20 protein-coding genes are annotated in these 21221 nt (G+C 70.4%); 14 read left to right on the top strand and 6 right to left on the bottom strand.

Annotation, left to right across the window (positions count from 1 at the left end):
- Positions 1–64 precede the first annotated feature (64 nt).
- The 9 genes from G361_RS0126870 (at position 65) to G361_RS0126830 (ending at position 9886) form a co-directional block, all read left to right on the top strand.
- Positions 65–1315, top strand: coding sequence for an ABC transporter substrate-binding protein (locus G361_RS0126870; protein ID WP_019930221.1), 1251 nt, complete (start codon positions 65–67; stop codon positions 1313–1315).
- On the top strand, positions 1312–2331 hold the full coding sequence (locus tag G361_RS0126865) for a branched-chain amino acid ABC transporter permease (RefSeq protein ID WP_196814643.1): 1020 nt from the start codon (positions 1312–1314) through the stop codon (positions 2329–2331). Before G361_RS0126870 ends, G361_RS0126865 begins: the two co-directional genes overlap by 4 nt.
- Positions 2332–2402: 71 nt before the next feature.
- Positions 2403–3464, top strand: a complete 1062-nt coding sequence (locus tag G361_RS0126860; protein ID WP_019930219.1) for a branched-chain amino acid ABC transporter permease — start codon at positions 2403–2405, stop codon at positions 3462–3464.
- Positions 3461–4195 carry an ABC transporter ATP-binding protein gene (locus tag G361_RS0126855; protein WP_196814642.1) on the top strand — a complete coding sequence of 245 codons (735 nt, stop codon included), beginning with the start codon at positions 3461–3463 and terminating at the stop codon, positions 4193–4195. Before G361_RS0126860 ends, G361_RS0126855 begins: the two co-directional genes overlap by 4 nt.
- Positions 4182–4883 carry an ABC transporter ATP-binding protein gene (locus G361_RS0126850; RefSeq protein WP_019930217.1) on the top strand — a complete coding sequence of 234 codons (702 nt, stop codon included), beginning with the start codon at positions 4182–4184 and terminating at the stop codon, positions 4881–4883. Before G361_RS0126855 ends, G361_RS0126850 begins: the two co-directional genes overlap by 14 nt.
- A 197-nt stretch (positions 4884–5080) precedes the next feature.
- Positions 5081–6394 (top strand): MmgE/PrpD family protein, encoded by a 1314-nt coding sequence (locus G361_RS0126845; protein WP_196814641.1) that lies wholly within the window; start codon positions 5081–5083, stop codon positions 6392–6394.
- The gene (locus G361_RS0126840) at positions 6394–7026 is read left to right on the top strand and encodes an aspartate/glutamate racemase family protein (RefSeq protein WP_019930215.1); all 633 of its coding nucleotides are present in this window, start codon (positions 6394–6396) and stop codon (positions 7024–7026) included. Before G361_RS0126845 ends, G361_RS0126840 begins: the two co-directional genes overlap by 1 nt.
- Positions 7026–8390, top strand: coding sequence for an FAD-binding protein (locus G361_RS0126835; RefSeq protein WP_026343560.1), 1365 nt, complete (start codon positions 7026–7028; stop codon positions 8388–8390). Before G361_RS0126840 ends, G361_RS0126835 begins: the two co-directional genes overlap by 1 nt.
- Before the next feature lie 26 nt (positions 8391–8416).
- The gene (locus tag G361_RS0126830) at positions 8417–9886 is read left to right on the top strand and encodes a dihydroorotase family protein (RefSeq protein ID WP_019930213.1); all 1470 of its coding nucleotides are present in this window, start codon (positions 8417–8419) and stop codon (positions 9884–9886) included.
- A 96-nt stretch (positions 9887–9982) separates the two neighbouring features.
- Here the strand turns inward: G361_RS0126830 and G361_RS0126825 are convergent, their stop codons facing one another.
- On the bottom strand, positions 9983–11035 hold the full coding sequence (locus G361_RS0126825; protein WP_155981793.1) for an NAD(P)/FAD-dependent oxidoreductase: 1053 nt from the start codon (positions 11033–11035) through the stop codon (positions 9983–9985).
- Positions 11036–11451: 416 nt separating this feature from the next.
- Between G361_RS0126825 and G361_RS0126815 the strand changes: the two genes are divergently transcribed.
- Both G361_RS0126815 and G361_RS0126810 read left to right on the top strand, forming a co-directional pair.
- Positions 11452–11892: a VOC family protein gene (locus G361_RS0126815; RefSeq protein WP_019930210.1), complete on the top strand. Its 441-nt coding sequence runs from the start codon at positions 11452–11454 to the stop codon at positions 11890–11892.
- A 24-nt stretch (positions 11893–11916) separates the two neighbouring features.
- On the top strand, positions 11917–13356 hold the full coding sequence (locus G361_RS0126810; RefSeq protein ID WP_019930209.1) for an NAD(P)/FAD-dependent oxidoreductase: 1440 nt from the start codon (positions 11917–11919) through the stop codon (positions 13354–13356).
- Positions 13357–13390: 34 nt separating this feature from the next.
- Here G361_RS0126810 and G361_RS0126805 read toward each other — a convergent pair whose 3' ends face one another.
- Together G361_RS0126805 and G361_RS0126800 are read right to left on the bottom strand one after the other, a co-directional pair.
- Positions 13391–14212 (bottom strand): IclR family transcriptional regulator, encoded by an 822-nt coding sequence (locus tag G361_RS0126805; RefSeq protein WP_019930208.1) that lies wholly within the window; start codon positions 14210–14212, stop codon positions 13391–13393.
- Between the two features lie 141 nt (positions 14213–14353).
- The gene (locus tag G361_RS0126800) at positions 14354–15550 is read right to left on the bottom strand and encodes an arylsulfotransferase family protein (RefSeq protein WP_231387103.1); all 1197 of its coding nucleotides are present in this window, start codon (positions 15548–15550) and stop codon (positions 14354–14356) included.
- Positions 15551–15661: 111 nt separating this feature from the next.
- Here G361_RS0126800 and G361_RS0126795 point away from each other — a divergent pair, with 111 nt between their 5' ends.
- Both G361_RS0126795 and G361_RS0126790 read left to right on the top strand, forming a co-directional pair.
- Positions 15662–16075 carry a low affinity iron permease family protein gene (locus tag G361_RS0126795; protein ID WP_036495546.1) on the top strand — a complete coding sequence of 138 codons (414 nt, stop codon included), beginning with the start codon at positions 15662–15664 and terminating at the stop codon, positions 16073–16075.
- Positions 16076–16180: 105 nt separating this feature from the next.
- Positions 16181–16921: an SDR family oxidoreductase gene (locus G361_RS0126790; RefSeq protein ID WP_019930205.1), complete on the top strand. Its 741-nt coding sequence runs from the start codon at positions 16181–16183 to the stop codon at positions 16919–16921.
- Between the two features lie 14 nt (positions 16922–16935).
- Here the strand turns inward: G361_RS0126790 and G361_RS0126785 are convergent, their stop codons facing one another.
- The 3 genes from G361_RS0126785 to G361_RS0126775 form a co-directional block, all read right to left on the bottom strand.
- Entirely contained in the window at positions 16936–18282 is a 1347-nt protein-coding gene (locus G361_RS0126785) for an LLM class flavin-dependent oxidoreductase (protein ID WP_026343558.1), read from the bottom strand.
- Positions 18283–18360: 78 nt separating this feature from the next.
- Positions 18361–19458: an ROK family protein gene (locus G361_RS0126780; RefSeq protein ID WP_019930203.1), complete on the bottom strand. Its 1098-nt coding sequence runs from the start codon at positions 19456–19458 to the stop codon at positions 18361–18363.
- A 91-nt stretch (positions 19459–19549) separates the two neighbouring features.
- Positions 19550–20617: an NAD(P)-dependent alcohol dehydrogenase gene (locus G361_RS0126775; RefSeq protein WP_026343556.1), complete on the bottom strand. Its 1068-nt coding sequence runs from the start codon at positions 20615–20617 to the stop codon at positions 19550–19552.
- Positions 20618–20702: 85 nt separating this feature from the next.
- On the opposite strand from G361_RS0126775, the gene G361_RS0126770 reads away from it, so the two are divergent.
- Positions 20703–21116, top strand: a complete 414-nt coding sequence (locus tag G361_RS0126770) for a secondary thiamine-phosphate synthase enzyme YjbQ (protein ID WP_026343555.1) — start codon at positions 20703–20705, stop codon at positions 21114–21116.
- The last annotated feature ends 105 nt before the right edge of the window (positions 21117–21221 follow it).

The following is a 21221-nucleotide window of genomic DNA, read 5'->3' as shown; positions in this document are numbered from 1 at the left end:
GGCGAGACGGGTGTCACGATAGCCCGCATCAGACAGAACGTTTCTCTAATCGGAACGAGGTGACATGTCCGCGCGAAAGCTCATCGTCGCGCTCGGTGCGTGCGCGTTGCTCGCGATCGTGGCCGGGTGCGGGGGGTCGGCCCCGATGGGGGCCGCCGACGCGGCCGGCCAACGCGACAAGGGCCCGGTCAAGATCGGGGCGCTGCATCCGGTCAGCGGTTCCAACGCGGTGGACGGCCTGCAGATGCGCCGAGGTGCGCAGCTGGCGGTCGACGCGATCAACGCGGCCGGGGGGATCAAATCCCTCGGCGGCCGCAAGGTCGAACTGGTCACCGGCGATACCCAGGGCAAGGCCGATATCGGCCAGAGCGAGGCACAGCGGCTGATCTCGGCCGGCGCCGTCGGCCTGGTCGGTACCTATCAGAGTGCGGTCAGCACGAACGTCGCCGTGGTCGCCGAGCGCAACCGGGTGCCGTTCGTGATGGACGTGACCGCCACCGACACCATCTTCGCCCGCGGCTATCGGTACGTGTTCCGCGTGCAGCCGGGCAGCAAGGTGATCGCCACGGCCGCGGCCCAGTATCTGAAGCAGGTGTCGGAGCAGTCCGGTAAGCCGGTGCACAAGGTCGCCTTCCTGCACGAACAGAGCGATTTCGGCAGCGGCGCGGCCGACGCGTTCGATGCCGCCGCGCAGCAGCTCGGGATCGCGCTCGGCCCGAACATCAGCTACGACGCGGCCAGCGTCAGCGATCTCACCGCGCAGATCACGCAGGTCAAGGCGTCCGGCGCGGATGTGCTCGCGATCGCGGGCTACTACCGCGACAGCCTGCTGGCGGCCAAGGCGATCGCCTCGGTGAAGCCGGATCTGTCCGCGGTGTGGGGCGTCTCCAACGGCGCCTACGATCAGCCCAAGTTCGTCTCCGACGCGGGGCAGCTCGGCGACCGGTACTTCAACACGAATTACCATTACGACGCGACGAACCCGCAGACCACCGCCCTGCGCGAGCAGTACCAGCGCACCTTCGGTGATCCGATGCGGACCGGCGCGGTGTTGTCCTACGACGCGGTCCAGGTGATCGCGCAGGCGGTCGAGAAGGCCGGCAGCACCGATCCGGAGAAGGTCCGCGACGCGATCGCCGCGGGTCAGGTCGCACCCCTGACCGTGGGCAAGGGCCCGATCGAATTCGCCGGCAACGGCGACAACAGCAACGCCGCGCCGGTCCTGATGCAGGTTCAGGGCGGTCAGGTGAAGCAGGTGTATCCCCCCGAGAAGGCCGAATCCCGGCCCGAGTACCAGGTGACATGGCGGCCATGAACAATCTCGACACAGCACAGGCGGTGGTCGATCCCGACACCGCGCCCCCGGCCCGCCGCTTCCCGGTGGACCGTTCCTTCCTCGGCCGCGCCGGCGTGGTCGCCGTGGTCCTCGTCGTCGCCGTCGTGGTGGCGTTGCTCCGCTCCGGCAGCGGGCTGGTGGTCTGGCAGTCGGTGGTCACCGGCATCCTGACCGGCGGGCTGTACGGCCTGATCGCGATGGGCCTCACGCTGATCTTCGGCGTGCTCGACATCGTGAACTTCGCGCACGGCGCACTGCTGGCCGTCGCGATGTTCATCTCGTTCGGGCTGGTGGACACCACCGGGATGCATCCGTATCTCACGCTGCTGATCGCGACCCCCGCGCTCTTCCTGGTCGGCGCGATCGTCTATCGTGGCTTGCTGTCCGGTAGCGGTGCTCGCTCTCTGGAGAATCAGCTGCTGATCACGCTCGGTCTGTCGCTGTTGCTGGAGAACGGTCTGCTGATGTTCTTCGGCGCCGAGCCCAAGAGCATCAAGCTGCCCGGCGAGTTCCAGTTCTCGCTGTTCGGCGCGGTCGTCGCCGGATCGCGGCTGTACGCCTTCCTCGGCGCGATCGCCCTGGGCGGGGTGCTGTTCTGGTTGCTGCGCCGGACCCGGCTGGGCACGGCGATCCGCGCGGTCGCCGCGAACGGCACCGGTGCGCAGCTGGTGGGCATCAACGTCCGCCGCATCCACATGGTGACCTTCGCGATCGGCACCGCGTGTGCCGGCGCGGCGGCCGCCCTGGCCGGACCGCTGGTCACGGTGTCGCCCACCCTCGGTGAGCAGTTCAACATCACCGCGTTCGTGGTGGTGGTGCTCGGCGGGATGGGCAACGTCGTCGGCGCCCTGGTCGGCGGCCTGCTGATCGGCCTGGTCGAGCAGCTCACCACCATCTACCTCGGTGGCCAGAGTTCGCTGCTGGGTGTGTTCGTGGTGTTCGTGCTGGTGCTCTTCCTCCGCCCGCAGGGACTGTTCGGAAGGAAGACGGCATGAACGCGTCAGGGCCGAAGGCGGCAGCGGAGCGTCACCACGCAGGCCCCGCGGGCATGCCTGATGGACACGGCATGACCGCGACGATGAACTCTGGTGCCATCACCATCGCCGGTCCGGCGGGCGCGTCGACCAAGGCGCCGCCGCTGCGGCCCGCGAACCGGCAGTTCGCGATCCTCGCCGTGCTGGTGCTGCTCGCGATCCCGCTGCCGGCGATCCTGCCCTCGGCGCAGGGCGCGGTCGCGGTGCGGATCCTGATCTTCGCGCTGATGGCCGTGGGCTGGAACATCATGAGCGGCTTCGGCGGCATGTTCAGCTTCGGTCACGCCGCCTACTTCGGGGTCGGCGCCTACACCAGCGCGTATCTGCTGGTGAAGCACAACGTCTCGCCGTGGATCGGGATGCTGGCCGGGATGGTGGTGGCCGCCGCGGTGGCCGTGATCATCGGGTACTTCTCGTTCCGCTACAAACTGCAGGGCGCCTACTTCGCGCTGGCCACCTTCGCCTTCGCCGAGATGCTGCGGCTGATCGTGACCAGCAGCAAATTCGCCAACAAGTCCGTCGGCTTCAGCGTGCCGCTGATCCAGGGCTCCTCGCTGTGGAAGTTGCAGTTCCCGGCCGATTCGCACGCCTACTTCTGGGTGGCGCTGGTGCTGGCCGGGGCCGCGGTGGCGATCAGTATCGCCTTCCTGCACTCGCGGGCCGGCCGCTACGTCACCGCGATCCGCGACGACGAACTGGCCGCCGCGGCGCTGGGCACCCCGGTCATGCGCTACAAGCTGATGACGGTCGCGCTGTCGGCGGCGATCACCGCGGTCGCGGGCGCCTTCTACACGCAGTACTACCTGTTCGTGAATCCGGACCTGGGCTTCGGTTCGGCCGTGTCGATCCAGGCGATCGTGCCGGTCGTGATCGGCGGTATCGGCACCATCTGGGGTCCGATCGTCGGCGCGATCATCGTCGGTTCGCTGACCGACGTGACCGCCACGCTGCTGCGCACCCCGCCGGACTTCCTGGACTTCCTGAAGGGCCGCAGCGGACTGGACGTGGTGCTGTACGCGGTGCTGCTGATCCTCATCGTGCGGCTGCTGCCCAAGGGAATTGTCGGAACGATCGCGGCGAGGTGGCGGCGATGAGCATCGTGAAGGTCGACGGGGTCGGCAAGGCGTTCCGGGGCCTGCGGGCACTGTCCGACGTGGACTTCCACGTCGGCGAGGGCGAGATCCTCGGCATCATCGGCCCCAACGGCGCCGGTAAGACAACGCTGTTCAACGTGGTCGCCGGCGCGATCCGGCCCGATACCGGCCGGGTGTCGTTCGCCGGGCGCGACGTCACCGGCGCCTCGCCGGAGCGGATCGCGCGGGCGGGCATGGTCCGCACCTTCCAGCTGATGCGGCCCTTCGGCAGCATGACCGTGCTGGAGAACGTGAGCCTCGCCGCGCAGCATCACCGGCTCGGCGCCCGCGAACTGCGCGCGCACGCGCTGGACGTGGTGGAACGCGTCGGGCTCGGCCCGTGGGCCTACCGCCTGTCCACCGAACTGCCCACCGCCGGGCTCAAGCGCCTGGAACTGGCCCGCGCGCTCGCGTCGCGGCCCAAGGTGCTGCTGCTGGACGAGGTCCTCGCGGGTCTCGTGCCCGCCGAACGCGAACCGGTGCTCGACCTGCTCGCGTCGCTGCGCGAACAGGAGGGCGTGACGCTGCTGTTCATCGAGCACATCATGGCCGCGGTCATGCGGCTCGCGGATCGGGTGCTGGTCCTCGACCAGGGCCGGGTGCTCGCGGTCGGCTCACCGGCAGAGGTCACCAGCGACCCCCGGGTCATCGACGCCTATCTCGGTGAGGAGCCGACCCATGCTGACGCTTGAGCGACTGTCCGCCGGCTACGGCCGGATGCAGATCCTGCACGAGATCGACCTGCGCGTCGGCGCGGGGGAGATCGTCGCGCTGGTCGGCGCGAACGGTGCCGGTAAGACGACCACGCTGCGCAGCATCTGCGGCCAGATCGCCCCGCTGTCCGGCCGGATCACCTTCGACGGCGCGTCCACCGCCGGCCGGCGGCCCGACCAGCTGGTTCGTGACGGCCTGGTCCACGTGCCGGAGGATCGCGCGCTGTTCGGCACGCTCACCGTCGAGGAGAACCTGCGGATGGGCGCCTGGACCCGGACGGCCGAACAGGCCGAACAGTCCCTCGCCGAGGTGTACCGGCTGTTCGAGATCCTGTCCGAACGCCGGACCACCGTCGCGGAGACCTTCTCCGGCGGCCAGCAGCAGATGCTCGCGATCGGCCGCGCCCTCATGGCCGGCCCGAAACTGCTGATGCTGGACGAACCGTCGACCGGCCTGTCCCCGAAGCTGACCTGGCTGATGCTCGAGGCCGTGCAGCGCATCCGGGACACCGGGGTTTCGGTGCTGCTGGTCGAGCAGAACGCGAAACAGGCCCTGGCCATCGCGGACCGCGCCTATGTGCTGGAGAGCGGTTCGATCGTGTTGCAGGGCACCGGCAGTGAACTCGCCGACGATCCCCGAGTCCGGAAGGCGTACCTGGGCCTGTGAATTCCGAATCCGCGTACGACCCCCGCAGCGCTGGGGCTGCGAACGCCGAAACTATCGGTGCGGCAGCAACTTCCGGTCGCCCTCCGGGGTCCGAATCGGTCTCGGGACAGCTGGTTTCGGGGGCCGACGGAGCTCCGGAGCACGGATCGGACCCGGGTGATGCGGCTGCCGCGGCGACGGCGGCCTTGGGCGCCTGGGTGTCCGGGCTCGATGCCGGGAGCGTGCCCGATGCGGTGATCGAACGGTTGTCGCTGGTGCTGCTGGATGTTCTCGGGGTGACGGCGGTCGGTGCCTCGTTGCCGGATCATGGTGCGCTGCGCCAGGTCTGGGGTGCTCCGGCCGGGCCGGCGCCGTTGATCGGGGGCGGCCGGACGGTGTCGACCGACGCCGCGGCCTGGTTGAACGCGATGGCGCTGGTCTCGCTGGAGCTGGACGAGGGCAACAAGTTCGCCAAGGGACATCCGGCGGCACACGGGTTCCCGGCCGTGCTGGCACTGGCCGCCGAATTGGACAGCAGCGGTGCGGAGACCGTGGCCGCACTGCTCGCCGCCTACGAGGTGGCGTCCCGGTTCGGGAGGGCGACCAGCGCGCGGCCGGGTGTGCACCCGCACGGGAACTGGGGTGTCGCTGGGTCGGCAGCGGGATGTGCACGGCTGCTGGGACTTTCGGCCGAGGCGACGGCCGCGGCGATCGATACCGGTGCGGGGATGGCGATCGCCGGGCACTTCGATTCGGCGACCGACGGCAATCCGGTCCGCAATGCGTGGATGGGGGCCTCGGCGATGTCCGGACTCGCGGCCGCGCGGATGGCGGCGGCGGGGATGGCCCGTAATACCGGCACGGCCGCGCTGTCGCTGGGAACCCTGCTGGGACAGTTCGATTCGGCGCAGCTCATCGACGATCTCGGTGCGCGCTGGGATATCACCCGGGGTTATTTCAAGCGGCACGCGTCCTGCTCGTTCACCCATCCGGCGGCCGACGCGCTGCTGGATCTGCGTGGCGAGCCGGGATTCCGGGCCGACGGTATCGCCGAGATCCTGGTGGAGAGCCATGCGCTCGGCGCGGGGCTGACCGGCACCGAATGGACGAACCGGCTGTCGGCGATGTTCTCCACGCCGTTCGTGGTGGCGACCGCGGCCCGGACCGGCCACGTCGGACCGGACAGTGCGCTCGACGATCCGGCCGTGCGCGCGCTGGCCCGCCGGGTCCGGCTGGTCGCGGCCGACGACCTGACCGCCCGGTTGCCCGCCGAGCGCGCGGTCCGCGCCACCGTCCGGTTCGCCGACGGCGGCACGCTGACCCGTGAGGTGCCGAACCCGATCGGCGACGCCGATCACCACCCACTGAGCGAACAGGACGTGATCGCCCTGTTGCGGGGCTGGCTGCCCCGGCAGCCCGAATTCGTGGATCGCGCGGTCGCGCTGAGCCACGCCCTGCCCGGCCTGCCCCGCGTCGGCGACGCGCTGCGCGAGCTGGCCGGTACGGAAGAGGAAGAGAAGGAGACGAACTGATGCGTGCCTTCGCGGTGACGCCCATCCACCTGCCGCCCGAGGAGATCCGGCGGCGGCAGGACCGCTACGACCGGCTCGCGCCGCCCGGCCTGCGGATCGAACTCCGCGACGTCGGCGCCGCCGCGCCGACGTCGCTGGACACGGGCGAATCCGTGCGGGCCTCCGAACGCGAGGTGGCGGCCGTACTGGCCACCGCCGGAACGGATTTCGACCTCGCCTTCCCGGACTGCGTCCTGGACCCGGCGGTCCCCGACACCGTCTCCGAGACCGACGTGCCGGTGCACGGCATATTGAAACTGTCGGCGACCCACCTGGCGGGCAAGGGAATCCGCTTCGGCGCGGTGGTCCGCAACGAGGCCATCGCCGCCGAGTTCGACAAGCGCATCGCCGATTACGGACTCGGCGCACACTACGTCGGCAGCCGCGTGCTCGACCTCCCGTTCAGCGCCATCGCCGAAACCGAGGTCTGGAACCGGGCTCTCGGCGAAGCCGTTCGCGACCTGGCCGACCAGGGTGCGACCGCTGTCATCAACGGCTGCTCCGCCGTCGACGTCGAACCCGCCGACCTCCCCGCCCGCATCGTCGACCCGACCGAACTGGCGCTGCGCGTGCTCGCCGTCGAGGAGGTGTGATGAGTGACGGACCCGATCTGATCGTCGCCGGGGCCGGTGGCGGTCTCGCCGGTGCGCTGCGCGCGGCCGAGCTCGGCCTGAGTGTGCTGGTCGTGGAGGCCAGTGAGCATTTCCGGCGGGGTAACAACACGTCCATGTCGACCGCGATGTTCCCCGGTGCGGGATCCCGGTGGCAGCGGGAGGCGGGAATCGAGGATTCGCCGGAGACCTTCGTCGCCGACATCATGGCCAAGACGAAGGGGCAGGCCGAGGCGCGGTTGTCCCGCACGTTGGCCGGGGTCAGTGCGGAACTCGTGGAGTGGCTGCACGATTCGGTCGGGCTGCCGCTGTCGCTGGTGACGGACTTCAACTATCCCGGTCACGCGGTGCCGCGCTGTCATTCGATCGAGGGGCGGCACGGGTCGGGGGTCATCGACCATCTGGCCCGCCGGGTGGCCGAGCACGAGAACATCGAGATGCTCGTGCCCGCGAAGCTGGTCGACGTGCTCACCGATGCCGAGGGGGTGCGCGCCGCCGTGGTCCGCTATCCGGACGGGGTCGAGGAGGAGATCCCGACCCGCGCGGTCCTGTTGGCCACCAACGGTTTCGGCGCGGATCGCGATCTGGTGCAACGGTATCTGCCGGAGATCGCGGACGCGCTCTACCAGGGCAGTGACCAGTCGCTCGGTGACGCACTGCGCATCGGTGAGAAGCTCGGCGCCGCAACGGGATTCCTGGACGCGTACCAGGGGCACGGGGCGGTGTCGGCCATGGCGGGTACCTTGCTCGGCTGGGCGACGATCATCCACGGTGCGGTGCTGGTGGACACCACCGGGCACCGCTTCGGCAACGAGACGCGCGGCTACTCCGAGTACGCCGCGGAACTGGCGGCCCGGCCCGGCGCGACCGGCTGGATCGTGTTCGACGAGAACGTCTTCGGGCAATGTCAGCCGTTCCAGGACTTCCGGAACGTGGTCGCCTCGGGTGCGGTGGTGTGGGCCGACGACGCGACCGAGCTGGCGGCGGCGACCGGGTTGCCCGCCGCCGCGCTGGTCGCGGAATTGGCTGCCGCGCAAGCGATCGCGCGCGGCGAGCAGGCGGATCCGTACGGGCGCACCAACTGGGAGCGGCCGCTCGGGGGCCGCTGGGCCGCGGTGCGGGTGGTGCCCGCGCTGTTCCACACCCAGGGCGGGCTGCTCGTGAACGAGCATGCCGCCGTGGTCGACGCGCAGGACCGGGCGATTCCCGGCCTCTACGCCGCAGGTGGCGCCGCGGCGAGCATCTCCGGTCACGGCGCCGCCGGATATTTGCCCGGTAACGGGCTCCTGCCCGCCTTCGGGCTGGCTTACCTGGCCGCGGGCGACGTCGCTCGCCGCGCGGCCTGAATTTCACGCGAAGGAATTTGACTGACATGGCAACTACGGAACTGCTCATCAAGAACGTCCGGGTCGTGCGGCCCGAGGATCCCGACACCGCGCAGCCGGCGCTGCTCGACATCGCGGTGAACGACGGCAAGATCGTCCGGGTGGCCGCGGATCTGCCCGCCGACGACGCGGCGCGGGTGGTCGACGGCCGCGGGCTGCTCGCCTTCCCGGGTGTGGTGGACGCGCACCAGCATTGGGGCATCTACAACGAGCTGTCCGAGGACACCCGCACCGAGAGCCGGGCCAGCGCGCAGGGTGGCGTCACCACCTCGCTGACCTACATGCGCACCGGGCAGTACTACCTGAACAAGGGCGGCAGCTACCGGGACTTCTTCCCCGAGGTGCTGAGCCTGTCCGAGGGCAACGCCTACGTCGACTACGCCTACCACCTCGCCCCGATGAGCTCGCAGCACATCGAGGAGATCCCGTTCCTGGTCGAGGAATTCGGCGTCACGTCGTTCAAGATCTTCATGTTCTACGGCAGCCACGGCCTGCACGGCCGGTCGACCAGCCAGAGCGACTTCCTGATGATCCCGCCGGACGAGCGCTACGACATCGCGCACTTCGAATTCGTCATGCGCGGCGTGCAGCAGGCCCGCGAGATCCTCACCGAGTACGCGCCGCACATCTCGCTGTCGCTGCACTGCGAGACCGCCGAGATCATGACCGCCTACACCAAACTGGTGGAACAGGACGGCTCGCTGACCGGCCTGCGCGCCTACAGTGCCTCGCGCCCACCGCATTCGGAGGGCCTGGCGGTCACCATCGCCTCGTACCTCGCGCACGAGACGCAGCTGCCGAACATCAACCTGCTGCACCTGTCCTCGGAGAAGGCGCTGTCGGCCGCCCTCACGATGCAGAAGGCGTTCCCGCACATCGACTTCCGCCGCGAGGTCACCATCGGCCACCTGCTCGCCGACGTGGACACCGCCGTCGGCATCGGCGGCAAGGTCAACCCGCCGCTGCGCGAGCGCGAGGATGTCGAGGCGCTGTGGCGGCACATGCTGGCCGGCGATATCGACTGGGTGGTCAGCGATCACGCCTGCTGCCGGGACGAACTGAAGTTCGGCGCCGACCGCGGTGACGTATTCCTCGCCAAGTCCGGCTTCGGCGGCGCCGAGTACCTGCTGCCGGGCCTGGTCGGCGAGGGCACCAAGCGCGGCCTGTCGTTGCAGCGGATCGCGCAGCTGTTGTCGGCCAACCCGGCTCAGCGCTACGGCCTGCGGAACAAGGGCACCATCGCCGAGGGCTACGACGCCGACATCGCGCTGGTCGACCCGAACGTCCAGTGGACCGTCCGCGCCGCCGATTCGGAGTCCACCCAGGAGTACACCCCGTTCGAGGGTTTCGACATGACCGCCAGGGTCACCGACACCTTCGTCCGCGGCAACCAGGTGTTCGCCGACGGCAAGGTGGTCGGCGCCCCGATCGGCAGGTTCGTGCGCCGCGGTCGCTGATCCGAGGCGGCCGCCGGGGCCGGGAACCGATGTAGCTCATGGGGTTTCGGTCCGGCGCCGCCCGCGCGGGCGGCGCCACGGCGATCGGTGTTGCCGTTACGTCCTGCGGGGCGCGCCGCGGCGGGTGGCCGCGCGGTCGGCGAGGATCCGGGTGCGGCGCTCGGCCATGGCGGCGGCGGGGGAATCGCCGGTGAGCAGGGCCGCGAATACGGCGTCGGCGTCCTCGAGGGCGTCGCGGGCGCCGACGCCGGCGGCGGGGGTGATGGCGTGGTCCGCGTCGCCGATCAGCAGGATCGGGTCGCTCGGCGGCCGGGCGCCGTCCAGCGGGACGTTGCGCGCATTGCTGACGTGGACGACCTCGGTGCGGGCGAGGAAGGACTCGGCGAGCGCGCGCCGGGTGGGGGTGGCGGCCAGGACGGCGTCGGCCCAGTCGCCGACCGGCCGGAGGCCGAGATCGTCGGCGGCGCCGGGCAGGGGTGGGCGGGCGATGCGGACGAACCACCACGCGGTCTCGTCGCCGGGGCGCCAGAGGTGGCCGAAGGTGGCGGCGCCGGTGCCGTCGGCGGCGATCTCCGCGTCGAAGTGCAGGACCGCGGGGGTGGTCGGCAGATCGGGTACCGCCGCGGTGGTCATGCCGTAGAGCACGACGTCACCGGCGTAGACCGGGACGCGATCCGGTTCGAGCCGGGTGCGGACCACGGAGTCGATGCCGTCGGCGGCGATGATCGGGCCGTCGGCGGCGATATCGCGGCCCTCGGCGCGCAGGATGTGGCCGTCGCCGTCGCGATCGAGTCCGGTGACGGGTTCGCCGCGCCGGACGTCGGCCCCGGATTCGTCCGCGAACTTCTCCAGCAGCGCGATCAGCTCGCGGCGCAACCAGAATCGGTGTCCCCGCGACGGCATCGCGCTGCGCACCCCGCGACTGTCCGCGTAGTCCAGTCCGTCCAGCGGATACGAGGCAGCGGCCACCTGTTCGTCGTCCAGCCCGAGGTGGCGCAGCGCCGCATGGCCCCGGCCGTCCACGAACAGGAATGCGCCCCCGGCGGATCCGGTGCTCTGCTGTTCGTGGAGGGTTACCGGGATGCCGTGCCGGGCCAGCCCGCCGGCCAGGGCGGATCCGGCGATACCGCCGCCGATGATGGTCACCATGAGATCGTCTCCTGTCGTGCCGTGCCGGACACCGGTGCACGCGAATCCGCGATGTTCGGAAAGCGTTGTGCCGCTGGCGATCACCGATGCCGGTGGAATTGTGGAACACCCGATCGGATCGCGGGAACGATGCACCGGTCGATAGTAGAGGCTCCGCCACCACCGAGCGGCCGATCGGCTGATCCTCCGGTTCTGCGCGCATCGCGACCGCACCACCGATGGGCAGATCCGATCGGGACGATTTCGGCGCTCATGGAGCTGAGCGAAGCCTCTTCGGAATGATCCCCTGCCGGTACGCAGCGGCCCGCGGGATTACGTCGTCACAGCGTCATCCGACCGACGCGATCGGCATGCGTACTCCGGGACAGTGGGAACCGCCCCGCCCACGAACCTCCGAGGAGAACACCGCTGTGGACATGAAACTGGAAGTCGTCGTCGTACCCGTCGCCGATGTCGATCGCGCCGAGGCGTTCTACGTCGACCGGCTCGGATTCCGCCTCGACGCCGATTTCCCGATCGGCGACGATTATCGCGTCGTGCAGGTGACCCCGCCGGGTTCGGAATGTTCGATCATCTTCGGCACCGGTGTAGCGTCCGCCGAGCCGGGTAGCCTGCAAGGGCTGCACCTGATCGTCACCGATATCGAGCGGGCGATCGCGGAGTTGACCGCGCACGGCGTCGCGGTCGACGGCCCGTTCCGCGATGCCACCGGCGCGTTCCACCACGCCGGGACCGCGGCCCGCGTGCCGGGTGCGGATCCGGAGCGTCGCAGCTACGGTTCGTTCGCCGCGTTCGACGATCCGGACGGCAACGGCTGGTTCCTGCAGGAGATCACGCAGCGCGCACCCGGCCGCTGATCCGACAAACCGGAAGGTGAAACCGTGTCCGACAACGAAATTCGCACCTACGACGTCGTGGTGATCGGGGCCGGGCCGGTCGGCGAGAACGTCGCCGACCGGACCCAGGCAGCCGGGCTGAGCACCGTGATCGTCGAATCCGAACTGGTCGGCGGCGAATGTTCGTACTGGGCCTGCGAACCCAGCAAGGCGCTGCTGCGGCCCGCGCTGCTCTACCGCGAGGCCGCCGGATTCCCGGGGGTCGGCTCCGTGGTCACCGGTCCGCTGGACGCGGCCGCCGTACTGCGGCACCGCGACCGGATGGTCTCCGACTGGAACGACGCGGGCCAGGTCGAATGGCTCGAGTCGGTGAAGGTCGAACTCGTGCGCGGGCACGGCCGCCTCGACGGACCCCGGCGGGTCAGCGTCCGCACCCCGGACGGCGGCACCGTGCGGCTGGCGGCCCGGCACGCGGTGGCGGTGTGCACCGGCACCGGCGCGGCCATGCCGCCGCTGCCCGGCCTGGACGCGGTGCGGCCGTGGACCAGCCGGGAGGCCACCGGTGCGCACGCGGTGCCGGGCCGGTTGGCGATCCTCGGGGCCGGGGTGGTCGCCACCGAGATGGCCACCGCCTGGCAGGCCCTCGGCGCGCAGGTCACCCTCGTCGCCCGCGGGTCGCGGTTGCTGGGCCGGGTCGAGGATTTCGCTGCGGATCTGGTGGCGGAACGGCTGCTGGCGGCCGGGGTGCAACTGCATTTCGGTACCACGATCACCGCCGCCGAGCGCGGCGCCGACGGCGCCGTGCACCTGACCCTCGCCGACGGCAGCCGGCTCGTCGCCGACGAACTGCTGGTCGCGACGGGCCGCACGCCGCGCACCGCGGACCTCGGCCTCGAGACCGTCGGCCTGGCGCCGGGCGGCTGGCTGCCCACCGACGACTCCTACACGGTGACCGGGGTCGACGGCGACTGGCTGTACGCGGTGGGGGACGTGAATCACCGTGCGCTGCTGACCCATCAGGGCAAGTACCAGGCGCGGATCGCCGGTGCGGTGATCGCGGCCCGCGCGCAGGAACAGCCGCTGGACACCGGACGCTGGGGCCGGCACATCGGGACCGCCGACGCCGAGGCGGTGCCGCAGGTCGTGTTCACCGATCCGGAGATCGCGGCGGTCGGCCTCAGCACCGCCGACGCCGCCGCGGCCGGGCGCGCGGTGGACGTGGTCGACTACGACATCGGGCAGGTGGCGGGCGCCGCGCAGTACGAACCGGAATACCGGGGCCGCGCGCGGGTCCTGATCGATCCGGACCGCCGGGTGCTCCTCGGCGCCACCTTCGCCGGGCCGGGCGTCGCGGAACTGCTGCATTCGGCGACCGTCGCGATCACCGGTGAGGTGCCCGTCGACCGGCTCTGGCACGCGGTGCCGTCGTTCCCGACGATCAGCGAGGTCTGGCTGCGACTGCTGGAGGCCTACCGGGACCGGTAGTCCCGTCGCCGGAAGTCGTTGTCGCCGTGCGGGTTCAGTCCTGACCGGGCCGGGCCCGCAGCCAGCTCCAATCGGTCCGGATCTCCTCGGCGGCGGCGCGGATCAGCGCGCGGTAGTGCTCGATCACCTCGGGGGTGAACCGGTACTGCGGTCCGCAGATGCTGATCGAGCCGTGCACCTCGCCGCCCGGTCCGAACAGCGGCGCCGCGACCGAGCCCGCGCCGGCCTGCCGCTCGCCCAGGGAGACGGCCACCCCCTCGCGGGTGGCCTCCGCCAGGGCCGCGCGCAGCGTCACCTCGTCGGTGATGGTGTTGTCGGTGAGCGAATCCAGCGGCCGGTGCAGCAGCGTCTCCCGCCGCTCCTCGGGCAGGAATGCCAGGATCACCTTGCCGGAGGATCCCGCGTGCAGCGGGAAGCGCCGGCCGAGTTCGACGGTCATCTTGATCTCGCGCGGGCTCTCGAACTGGTCGAGGTAGACGCGCTCGTCGCCGACCAGGCCGGACAGCGTGGTCGTCTCGCGGGTCTCGTCGCGCAACCGCCGCAGCACCGGCGTCGCGACCGTCCGCGCGTCGAAGCGCCGCAGCGCGCTGGCCCCGAGCGCGGCCGCCGCCGCGCCCAGCCGATAGCCGGAGACCCCGTCGTCGGTGGCGAGTACGTCCCGCGACACCAGCGACTGCAGGATCCGGTACACCACCGCCTTCGACAGGCCCAGCTCGCGGCTGATCGCGCTCACCCCGAGATAACGGGGACCACCGGTGAACAGCAGCAGGACATCCGCCACCCGGGCCGCGGCCTCGGTACCGGCGTTGTCGGCGGCCGGCGGGGGCCGGCGCCCGGCGGTACTCTTGATCGTCACAGTCGGCAGTCCTCGGATCAGCGTTTCGCTGGTGGAAACGTTTGTGGTCCAGTCAGCACACACTCTACCGTTCGCCGGGCCGATCGTTCCGGTGGGCGGCACAAGATGGGTGCGGCCGATCCGAGGCGCCGATGCCTCCGGTCAGGGCCAGGCGTCGAGATAGGCCCGGTAGGTGCCCGAGGGCAGGCGCGCGTCGTAGAGCAGCTGCCCGTTCGCGGCGAATTCGGAGATGTGCGAGGCCGTACCCCAGCCGACCAGGGTGCTGCCGTCGGGCAGGGCCTGCGCGTTGCCCATCGCGTAGGCGGTGATCTGCTGTGGATGCGGCTGATCCCGCACCAGCGTCGCCTGTCCGGTCGCGAGATCGAGGTGGATCCACTCGACGCTCGACGGTCCGAGCGAACTGGTCGGATCCGCGGAGTTGTTGTCGAACAGCCGCAGCGTGGTGTCGTCGGCGAATTCCGCGTCGTGCTGATACGCGAACTGGACGCCGGGCCCGAGTGCGAATGTCGAACGCGCGCCGCCGAGCTGCCAGCGGATGTCGCCGGTGTGCGTGTCCACGTCGTACACGGTGGAGGTGTCCCGCATCGAGATCACCAGATTCCCCTGCGGATCCAGGGCGATCGAGTTCATGTGGTACGGATCCGGCGCCGTGCCCGGGGTCTGCGGCTTCGGTATCCGGGTGTCGGTGAGCGGGACGTGGTCCAGCGCGCTCCAGCGGAACAGCACGTTCCCGGACGCCACGTCGACGATCGAGGCGACGGTGTCCAGTACCGTGCCGTCGGCCGGGCCGCCGATCGCGGTCAGGTCGGCGGGCACCTCGCGGTAGGAGGTGATCAGCGCCCGGCCGTCCGGGGTGAGCCGGAATTCGTGCACATCGGAGGTGTAGCCCTCGCCCGGGGTGACCGTGGCGATGATGTCGTAGTGCTCGTCGGCGATGTAGTCGGCGCCGCTGCCGTGCCCGATCCCGGTGGTGCCCTGCCACCAGGTGAGCACCTTGTGGCCCTGATAGGTCTGGGTGCGGAAATTGCTGACATCCTGGCCCGCCGGCGGCTCGTAACGCCACACCACGTGCCCGTCCTTGTCGGCGATGACATTCGCCGGCCGCGCACCCGGTAATACCGTCGCGGCCTCCGCGAGCGATTTCGGCAGTACCGCGGCGGCGCTGAGCCCCTCGGAATAGAACACCTTGCCGTCCGGATTCCCGTCGGGCACATTCACATCGACGGTATAGGCCGCGACACCCGCGGTCAGGGTGGGCGGCGGCCCGGCCTGGGCCGCGGCCGGCAATACCGCGCACACACCCGCGACCACCGACAACGGACGCAATAACTTTCGCACGGCGGAAAAGATAACCGGAGTTCGTGAGAAAGCTCTGGCAACCGTCCGGTCCGGTTTCCCGCACGCCACCCGGGGTATCGCGGGCACGTCCGCCGAGTCACAGGAGTCGCGATGTCCGGCAACAATTCTCATCCCCACCATCCGATCATGCCGTCCGAGGCGGGTACGCCGTCGGTCTTCGATCGCTTCGCGACCACCGTCGGCGACCATGTCTCACAGGCCTGGTTCTTCTGCCTGTGCGTGCTGATCGTGGTGGTGTGGGCGCCCACCCTGTCGTTCACCGATCTGGACACCTGGCAGCTGATCATCAACACCCTCACCACGATCATCACCTTCCTGTTGGTGGCGCTGTTGCAGAACACCCAGAAGCGGTCCGACGCCGCGATGCAGCAGAAGCTCAACGCCGTCGCCGACGGACTGGCCGATCTGATGCGGGCCCTGCACAGCGACGATCGCCCGCTGGCCGCCGACCGCCGCGAACTGCTCGCCGCCGTCGGCCTGGAGAATCGCGAGAGTTCGGACTGAGGCAGCGATGTTCCGTGATCGGGGTGCGTCGGCGTGTCCTGATCGATTCCGCAGGACCTTCGCGATCGGATCGAGCCGGAGGTCCCCATCGGACGGAGGTTCGTCATGACCATTTCCGGCAAGGTCGTCGCCGTCACCGGCGCCAGTAGCGGTATCGGCGCGGCGACGGCGCGGCATCTCGCGGGGCTCGGTGCGGCCGTGGTACTCGGCGCGCGCCGGACCGATCGGCTGGACCAGGTGGTGGCCGAGATCGAGGCGGCCGGGGGCCGGGCCGCGGCGGTGCGCGTCGACGTCACCGATCCGGGTGATCTGCGGTCGCTGGTCGGCCGCGCGGTCGAGCGGTTCGGCCGGTTGGACGTCCTGGTGGGCAATGCCGGGGTCAGCCGGATCGGTCCGGTGGCGGATCTGGACGTCGCGGGCTGGTCGGCGATGGTCGACGTGAACGTGAAGGGCATCCTGCACGGGATCGCGGCGGCGCTGCCGGTGTTCCGGGCGCAGGGCAGCGGTCATCTGGTCACCGTCGTCTCGACCTCCGGTCTGAAGATCGTGCCCACCCAGGCGGTGTACGCGGGGACCAAGAACGCGGTCCGCACGCTGCTGGAGGCGCTGCGGCAGGAGAGTACCGACGGGGTGCTGCGGACCACGTCGATCTCCCCGGGTTACGTCCGCACCGAACTCGTCGACCACGCGGTCGACGATCCGGAGGTGCGGGCGCGGGTGCAGCGGAACATGGCCGAGCTGGGGATCGACCCCGAGGCGGTGGCGCGCGCGATCGCCTTCGCGATCGACCAGCCGGACGATGTGGAGATCGGGGACCTCACCATCCGGCCGACGCGCCAGGGCTGACCGGCGGGGTCCGGTCAACTCACCGCCACCGGCTGCGCCGCGAACCGGTTGGCCGGACGCTCCAGGCCGTAGTGGCCGCGCAGGGTGGTGGCCGTGTACTCGGTGCGGAACAGGCCGCGGTGTTGCAGGATCGGCACGACGTCGTCGACGAAGCGTTCCAGTCCGGACGGCAGCACCGCCGGCATGATGTTGAATCCGTCGGCCGCCCCCGCCTCGAACCACTCCTCGATGGTGTCCGCGACCTGGGTGGGCGTGCCGGCGAAGGTGCGGTGGCCGCGGCCGCCGCCGAGGCGGGCGATCAACTGCCGCAACGTGAGTCGTTCGCGGCGGGCCAGATTCACGATCAGCGAGTACCGGCTCTTGGCGCCCTCGATCTCGTCCTCGCCGGGCAGGATGTCGGGGAGTTCGGAGTCCAGGTCCAGATCCTCCACCGGCAGGTGGAAGCTGCGGGCCAGCTGTGCGCGGGCGAACTCGGGGGAGATCAGGCGCTCCAGTTCGGCGTCCAGTTCGCGGGCGTGCGCCTCGGTGTCGCCGATCACCGGCACGATGCCGGGCAGGATCTTGATCGTGTCGGGGTCGCGGCCCAGTTCCACCGCGCGGCGTTTCAGGTCGGTGTAGAAGGCCTGCCCGTCGGCTAGGGTCTGCTGTGCGGTGAACACCGCCTCGGCGTAGCGGGCGGCGAAATCCTTGCCGTCCTCCGACGAACCCGCCTGTACCAGTACGGGATACCCCTGCGGCGGCCGCGGCACGTTCAAAGCGCCTGCGACCCGGAAGAATTCGCCCTCGTGCCCGATCGGGTGCACCCGGGACGAATCGGTGTGGATGCCGAGTTCCTTGTCGGCGATCGTGGAGTCGTCCTCCCAGCTGTCCCACAACTTGGTGGACACCTCGACGAATTCCGCGGCCTTCTCGTAGCGGCGGCGATGTTCGGGGGCGCCGTCGAGCCCGAAGTTGCGGGCGGCGTCGTCGCCGGCGGTGGTGACGATGTTCCAGCCGGCCCGACCGCGGCTGACCCAGTCCACCGAGGCGAATCGGCGGGCCAGGTTGTAGGGCTCGTTGTAGCTGGTGGAGGCGGTGGCGATCAGCCCGATCCGGCTGGTCTGCACGGCCACGGCGGTGAGGATCACCGTGGGTTCCAGGGTGCCCAGCGGCCTGCGGGCCGGATCGCCGAGCAGGGCCGGGCCGTCGGCGAAGAAGATCGAGTCCAGTTTCCCGCGTTCGGCCAGCCGGGCCAGCCGGACGTAGTGCTCGATGTCGACGTGCGCGTGCGGATCGCTCTCCGGCAGCCGCCAGGCCGCCTCGTGATGGCCGACCGACATCAGGAAGGCATTGAGATGCAACTGCTTTCGATTCCCGGACATATCGGCCCTTTCCGCGATCATTCTGCTGTCGGAACGATCGTCGCGAATATCGTTGCGGGCCGTCAATTTTCGTCCGACTTAAAATAACGCGGATTTCAATTGCGCCAGGGGAGTGGCGAACACCTCGTGCAGCGCCACCGCACCCGCCGACAGTTCCAGCACCCGGCCGTCGAAGGAGGTGGCGGTCACCACCTCCTCGGGCCGATCGCACACCGCCGAGAATTCCCGTACCGCACCGAGATACGCCTCGTGGACCTCCGGCACGCTGTCCAGCGCGCGGTCGACCACGACGACGGTGTCCGGGCCGATCAGATCGATCACCACGGCCAGCACCTGCCCGAGCGCTCGCGCCCGCTCCAGCAACAGGTTCCGTGCGGGCGGATCACCGGCCGCGGCCGCGGCCACCAGCGCGGCGAAGTCCGGATGCGGTGAGCGCGCCAGCAGCGCCCGTTCGGTGTAGTCGCCGAGCGGGCGCGACGCGCCACCGAGCATCCGGCCCAGCGATCCGGCGCCGGACCGCGGCCCGTAGTGCACGTTGCCGTGCACCGTCAGCGCGGCGTCGATCACGTTGCCCACGAACAACACCACCGCGCAGTCCACGCCGCGGATGCGCCCGAACAGCCGCTCGGCGTGGACCAGCCCGCGCGCGTGACTGTCCAGACCGGTGGGCAGTCCGGTGCGGTCGGCCAGCCGGTCGCGCACCGGCACATCCCGCCAGCCCAGCGCCGGATGTTCGACGACGGTGCCGCCGGCGCGGTCCACCCAGCCGCCGGTGGCGACCCCCAGGCCGAGCACCCGTTCGCTGATCTCGTCGCGCCACTGCGCGACCCGCTCCGCCGCGGCGTCGAGGATCGACTCCGGACCGGCGCCGAGATGCGGGATGCGGTCGGTGCGCCGCACGGTACCGGCCAGATCGACCACCGCCACCGAGGTCACGGTGGCGGCCACGTGCACCGCGAGCACCACGTTCGACGCGGCGAGGGCGAGCGGATTGGTCGGCCGTCCGACCGCCCCGCCGACGCCGGGCAGTTCGGTCAGCAGTCCCGCGGCCAGCAGCGACCGGCTGGCCGAGGTGACGGTCGCCGGCGACAGCCCGGCATGCCGGGCCACGGCCGTGCGCGGCGCCGGCCCGACCTCCAGGACCGCGCGCAACACGGCGCCCGCACTGTCCGCCATCGCCCGCTCCGTTCGCCGAGCCCAGGGTAGGGGCCCGCCGATTCCGCGACCAGACTTCCGCGCAGCCGGATCGGTACCGCGCACCACCCGCTCAGTCGAAGACGATGACCTGCCGTCCGATGATCTCCCCGCGACCCAGCGCCGCCAGATTCTCGTTGATGTCGTCGAGCCGGACCGTGGTGACGTTGTGTTTGATCAGCCCGGCCTCGGCGAGGGAGAGCACCTCGACGAGATCGAGATGACTGCCCCAGAACGAACCCAGATACGACAATTCCATTCCGACGAACGGGAATTGGCGATGTTCGACCCGGTCGCTCATGAGGCCGACGGCCGCCAGCGCACCCTCCGGGCCGAGCAGATCGAATCCCATCGCGACGGATGCCGCGCTGCCGACGCAGTCGAGCACGGCGTCGACGGTCCGCCGCCCGGTCGTCCGCTCCAGCTCCGCCTGGATGTCTGTGACCGCGCGGTCGCGGACGTTGATCCCGTGGTCGGCCCCGTTGTCCTTCGCCACCACGAGTTTGCGGTCCGTGCGCGCCAGCGCCACCACGGTCGCGCCGCCGCCGAGCAACTTCGCGTACTGGATCGCATAACTGCCCAGCCCGCCGATCCCGGTGACCACGACCGTGCGGCCGGGGCCGAGTTTGCCCGCGTCGCGCAGCTTGCGCATGGCCCGGTACGGGGTCATCCCGGCATCGGTCATCGGCGCGAGCACCTCGGGTTTCCGCGCGGCCGCGGCCGAGACCGGAACGGCGTGGCGGTATTCCACGGTCAGGTATTCGGCGAATCCGCCCGGCGGCCCGAACCCCACCCAGCGGCCGTGACCGCTGCAGAGTTGTTCGTTGCCCTCGCGGCACTGCCGGCAGGTGCCGTCACCCCAGCTGGGGTCGACCACCACCATGTCGCCCTCCGCGTAGTCCACGGTCGAGAGGACGGCGCGCCCCAGGCCCGCCACCCGCCCGGCGATCTCGTGCCCGGGAATATAGGGGAATTCCACCGGGAACGGCCGTTGGAAGTAACCGTCGAGAAGTTGATAATCGCTGCGGCACATCCCCGCCGCCGCGACCTTCAGCAGGATCTCCTCGGGAGCGGGTTCGGGTATCGGAACCTCGTCGATGCGCAGCGGTTCCCGATAGCCGTACATTCGCGCTGCTCGCATATGTGTCACCGATGCCTCCCTCGTGACCGGGTGGCGGACCTCACCGATTCTACCGGCGCGGTGATCACGGAGGACGATGGTGGTCATGCAGAGCGCGCTGATCGACGTGCGGACCGGCTCCCGGGAGACCGTCCACGACCTCACCCGGCACTGTTCGGACTTCCTCCGGGAGGAGGCGAGCGGACGGGACGGTCTGTTGCACGTGTTCGTCCCGCACGCGACCGCGGGTATCGCCCTGATCGAACTCGGCGCGGGCAGCGACGACGATCTCCTCGCCGCCCTGGGCGAGCTGCTGCCGGCCGACGATCGCTGGCGGCACGCTCACGGCGCCCGCGGGCACGGCCGTTCGCACGTCATGCCCGCGCTGATCGCCCCCTATGCGAGCATCCCGGTCCTGGCCGGTGCGATGGCGCTCGGCACGTGGCAATCGGTCGCGCTGGTCGACCTGAACGTCGACAATCCGGCCCGGCACGTGCGGTTGTCGTTCCTGCCCGGCTGATACCGCCGCGCGCCGGGATCGGTCCCGGACGGGAGGACCCGCCACGGTGTACCGTCCGCAATCACGGGAATGGTCACGTTTCGTGGCCGGTTCAGTGGGTAGCCG

The sequence above is a fragment of the Nocardia sp. BMG111209 genome, from assembly GCF_000381925.1.
Taxonomy (GTDB): Bacteria; Actinomycetota; Actinomycetes; order Mycobacteriales; family Mycobacteriaceae; genus Nocardia.
The sequence above is the reverse complement of the archived record's forward strand: the minus strand, read 5'-3'. Positions and strand labels throughout refer to the sequence as shown.

Excerpts from the sequence above, each read along its gene's own strand:
- G361_RS0126870 (WP_019930221.1), top strand. The coding sequence starts at position 65 with ATGTCCGCGCGAAAGCTCATCGTCGCGCTCGGTGCGTGCGCGTTGCTC.
- G361_RS0126865 (WP_196814643.1), top strand. The coding sequence starts at position 1,312 with ATGAACAATCTCGACACAGCACAGGCGGTGGTCGATCCCGACACCGCG.
- G361_RS0126860 (WP_019930219.1), top strand. The coding sequence starts at position 2,403 with ATGACCGCGACGATGAACTCTGGTGCCATCACCATCGCCGGTCCGGCG.
- G361_RS0126855 (WP_196814642.1), top strand. The coding sequence starts at position 3,461 with ATGAGCATCGTGAAGGTCGACGGGGTCGGCAAGGCGTTCCGGGGCCTG.
- G361_RS0126850 (WP_019930217.1), top strand. The coding sequence starts at position 4,182 with ATGCTGACGCTTGAGCGACTGTCCGCCGGCTACGGCCGGATGCAGATC.
- G361_RS0126840 (WP_019930215.1), top strand. The coding sequence starts at position 6,394 with ATGCGTGCCTTCGCGGTGACGCCCATCCACCTGCCGCCCGAGGAGATC.
- G361_RS0126835 (WP_026343560.1), top strand. The coding sequence starts at position 7,026 with ATGAGTGACGGACCCGATCTGATCGTCGCCGGGGCCGGTGGCGGTCTC.
- G361_RS0126830 (WP_019930213.1), top strand. The coding sequence starts at position 8,417 with ATGGCAACTACGGAACTGCTCATCAAGAACGTCCGGGTCGTGCGGCCC.
- G361_RS0126825 (WP_155981793.1), bottom strand. The coding sequence starts at position 11,035 with ATGGTGACCATCATCGGCGGCGGTATCGCCGGATCCGCCCTGGCCGGC.
- G361_RS0126815 (WP_019930210.1), top strand. The coding sequence starts at position 11,452 with ATGAAACTGGAAGTCGTCGTCGTACCCGTCGCCGATGTCGATCGCGCC.
- G361_RS0126795 (WP_036495546.1), top strand. The coding sequence starts at position 15,662 with ATGTCCGGCAACAATTCTCATCCCCACCATCCGATCATGCCGTCCGAG.
- G361_RS0126790 (WP_019930205.1), top strand. The coding sequence starts at position 16,181 with ATGACCATTTCCGGCAAGGTCGTCGCCGTCACCGGCGCCAGTAGCGGT.
- G361_RS0126785 (WP_026343558.1), bottom strand. The coding sequence starts at position 18,282 with ATGTCCGGGAATCGAAAGCAGTTGCATCTCAATGCCTTCCTGATGTCG.
- G361_RS0126780 (WP_019930203.1), bottom strand. The coding sequence starts at position 19,458 with ATGGCGGACAGTGCGGGCGCCGTGTTGCGCGCGGTCCTGGAGGTCGGG.
- G361_RS0126775 (WP_026343556.1), bottom strand. The coding sequence starts at position 20,617 with ATGCGAGCAGCGCGAATGTACGGCTATCGGGAACCGCTGCGCATCGAC.
- G361_RS0126770 (WP_026343555.1), top strand. The coding sequence starts at position 20,703 with ATGCAGAGCGCGCTGATCGACGTGCGGACCGGCTCCCGGGAGACCGTC.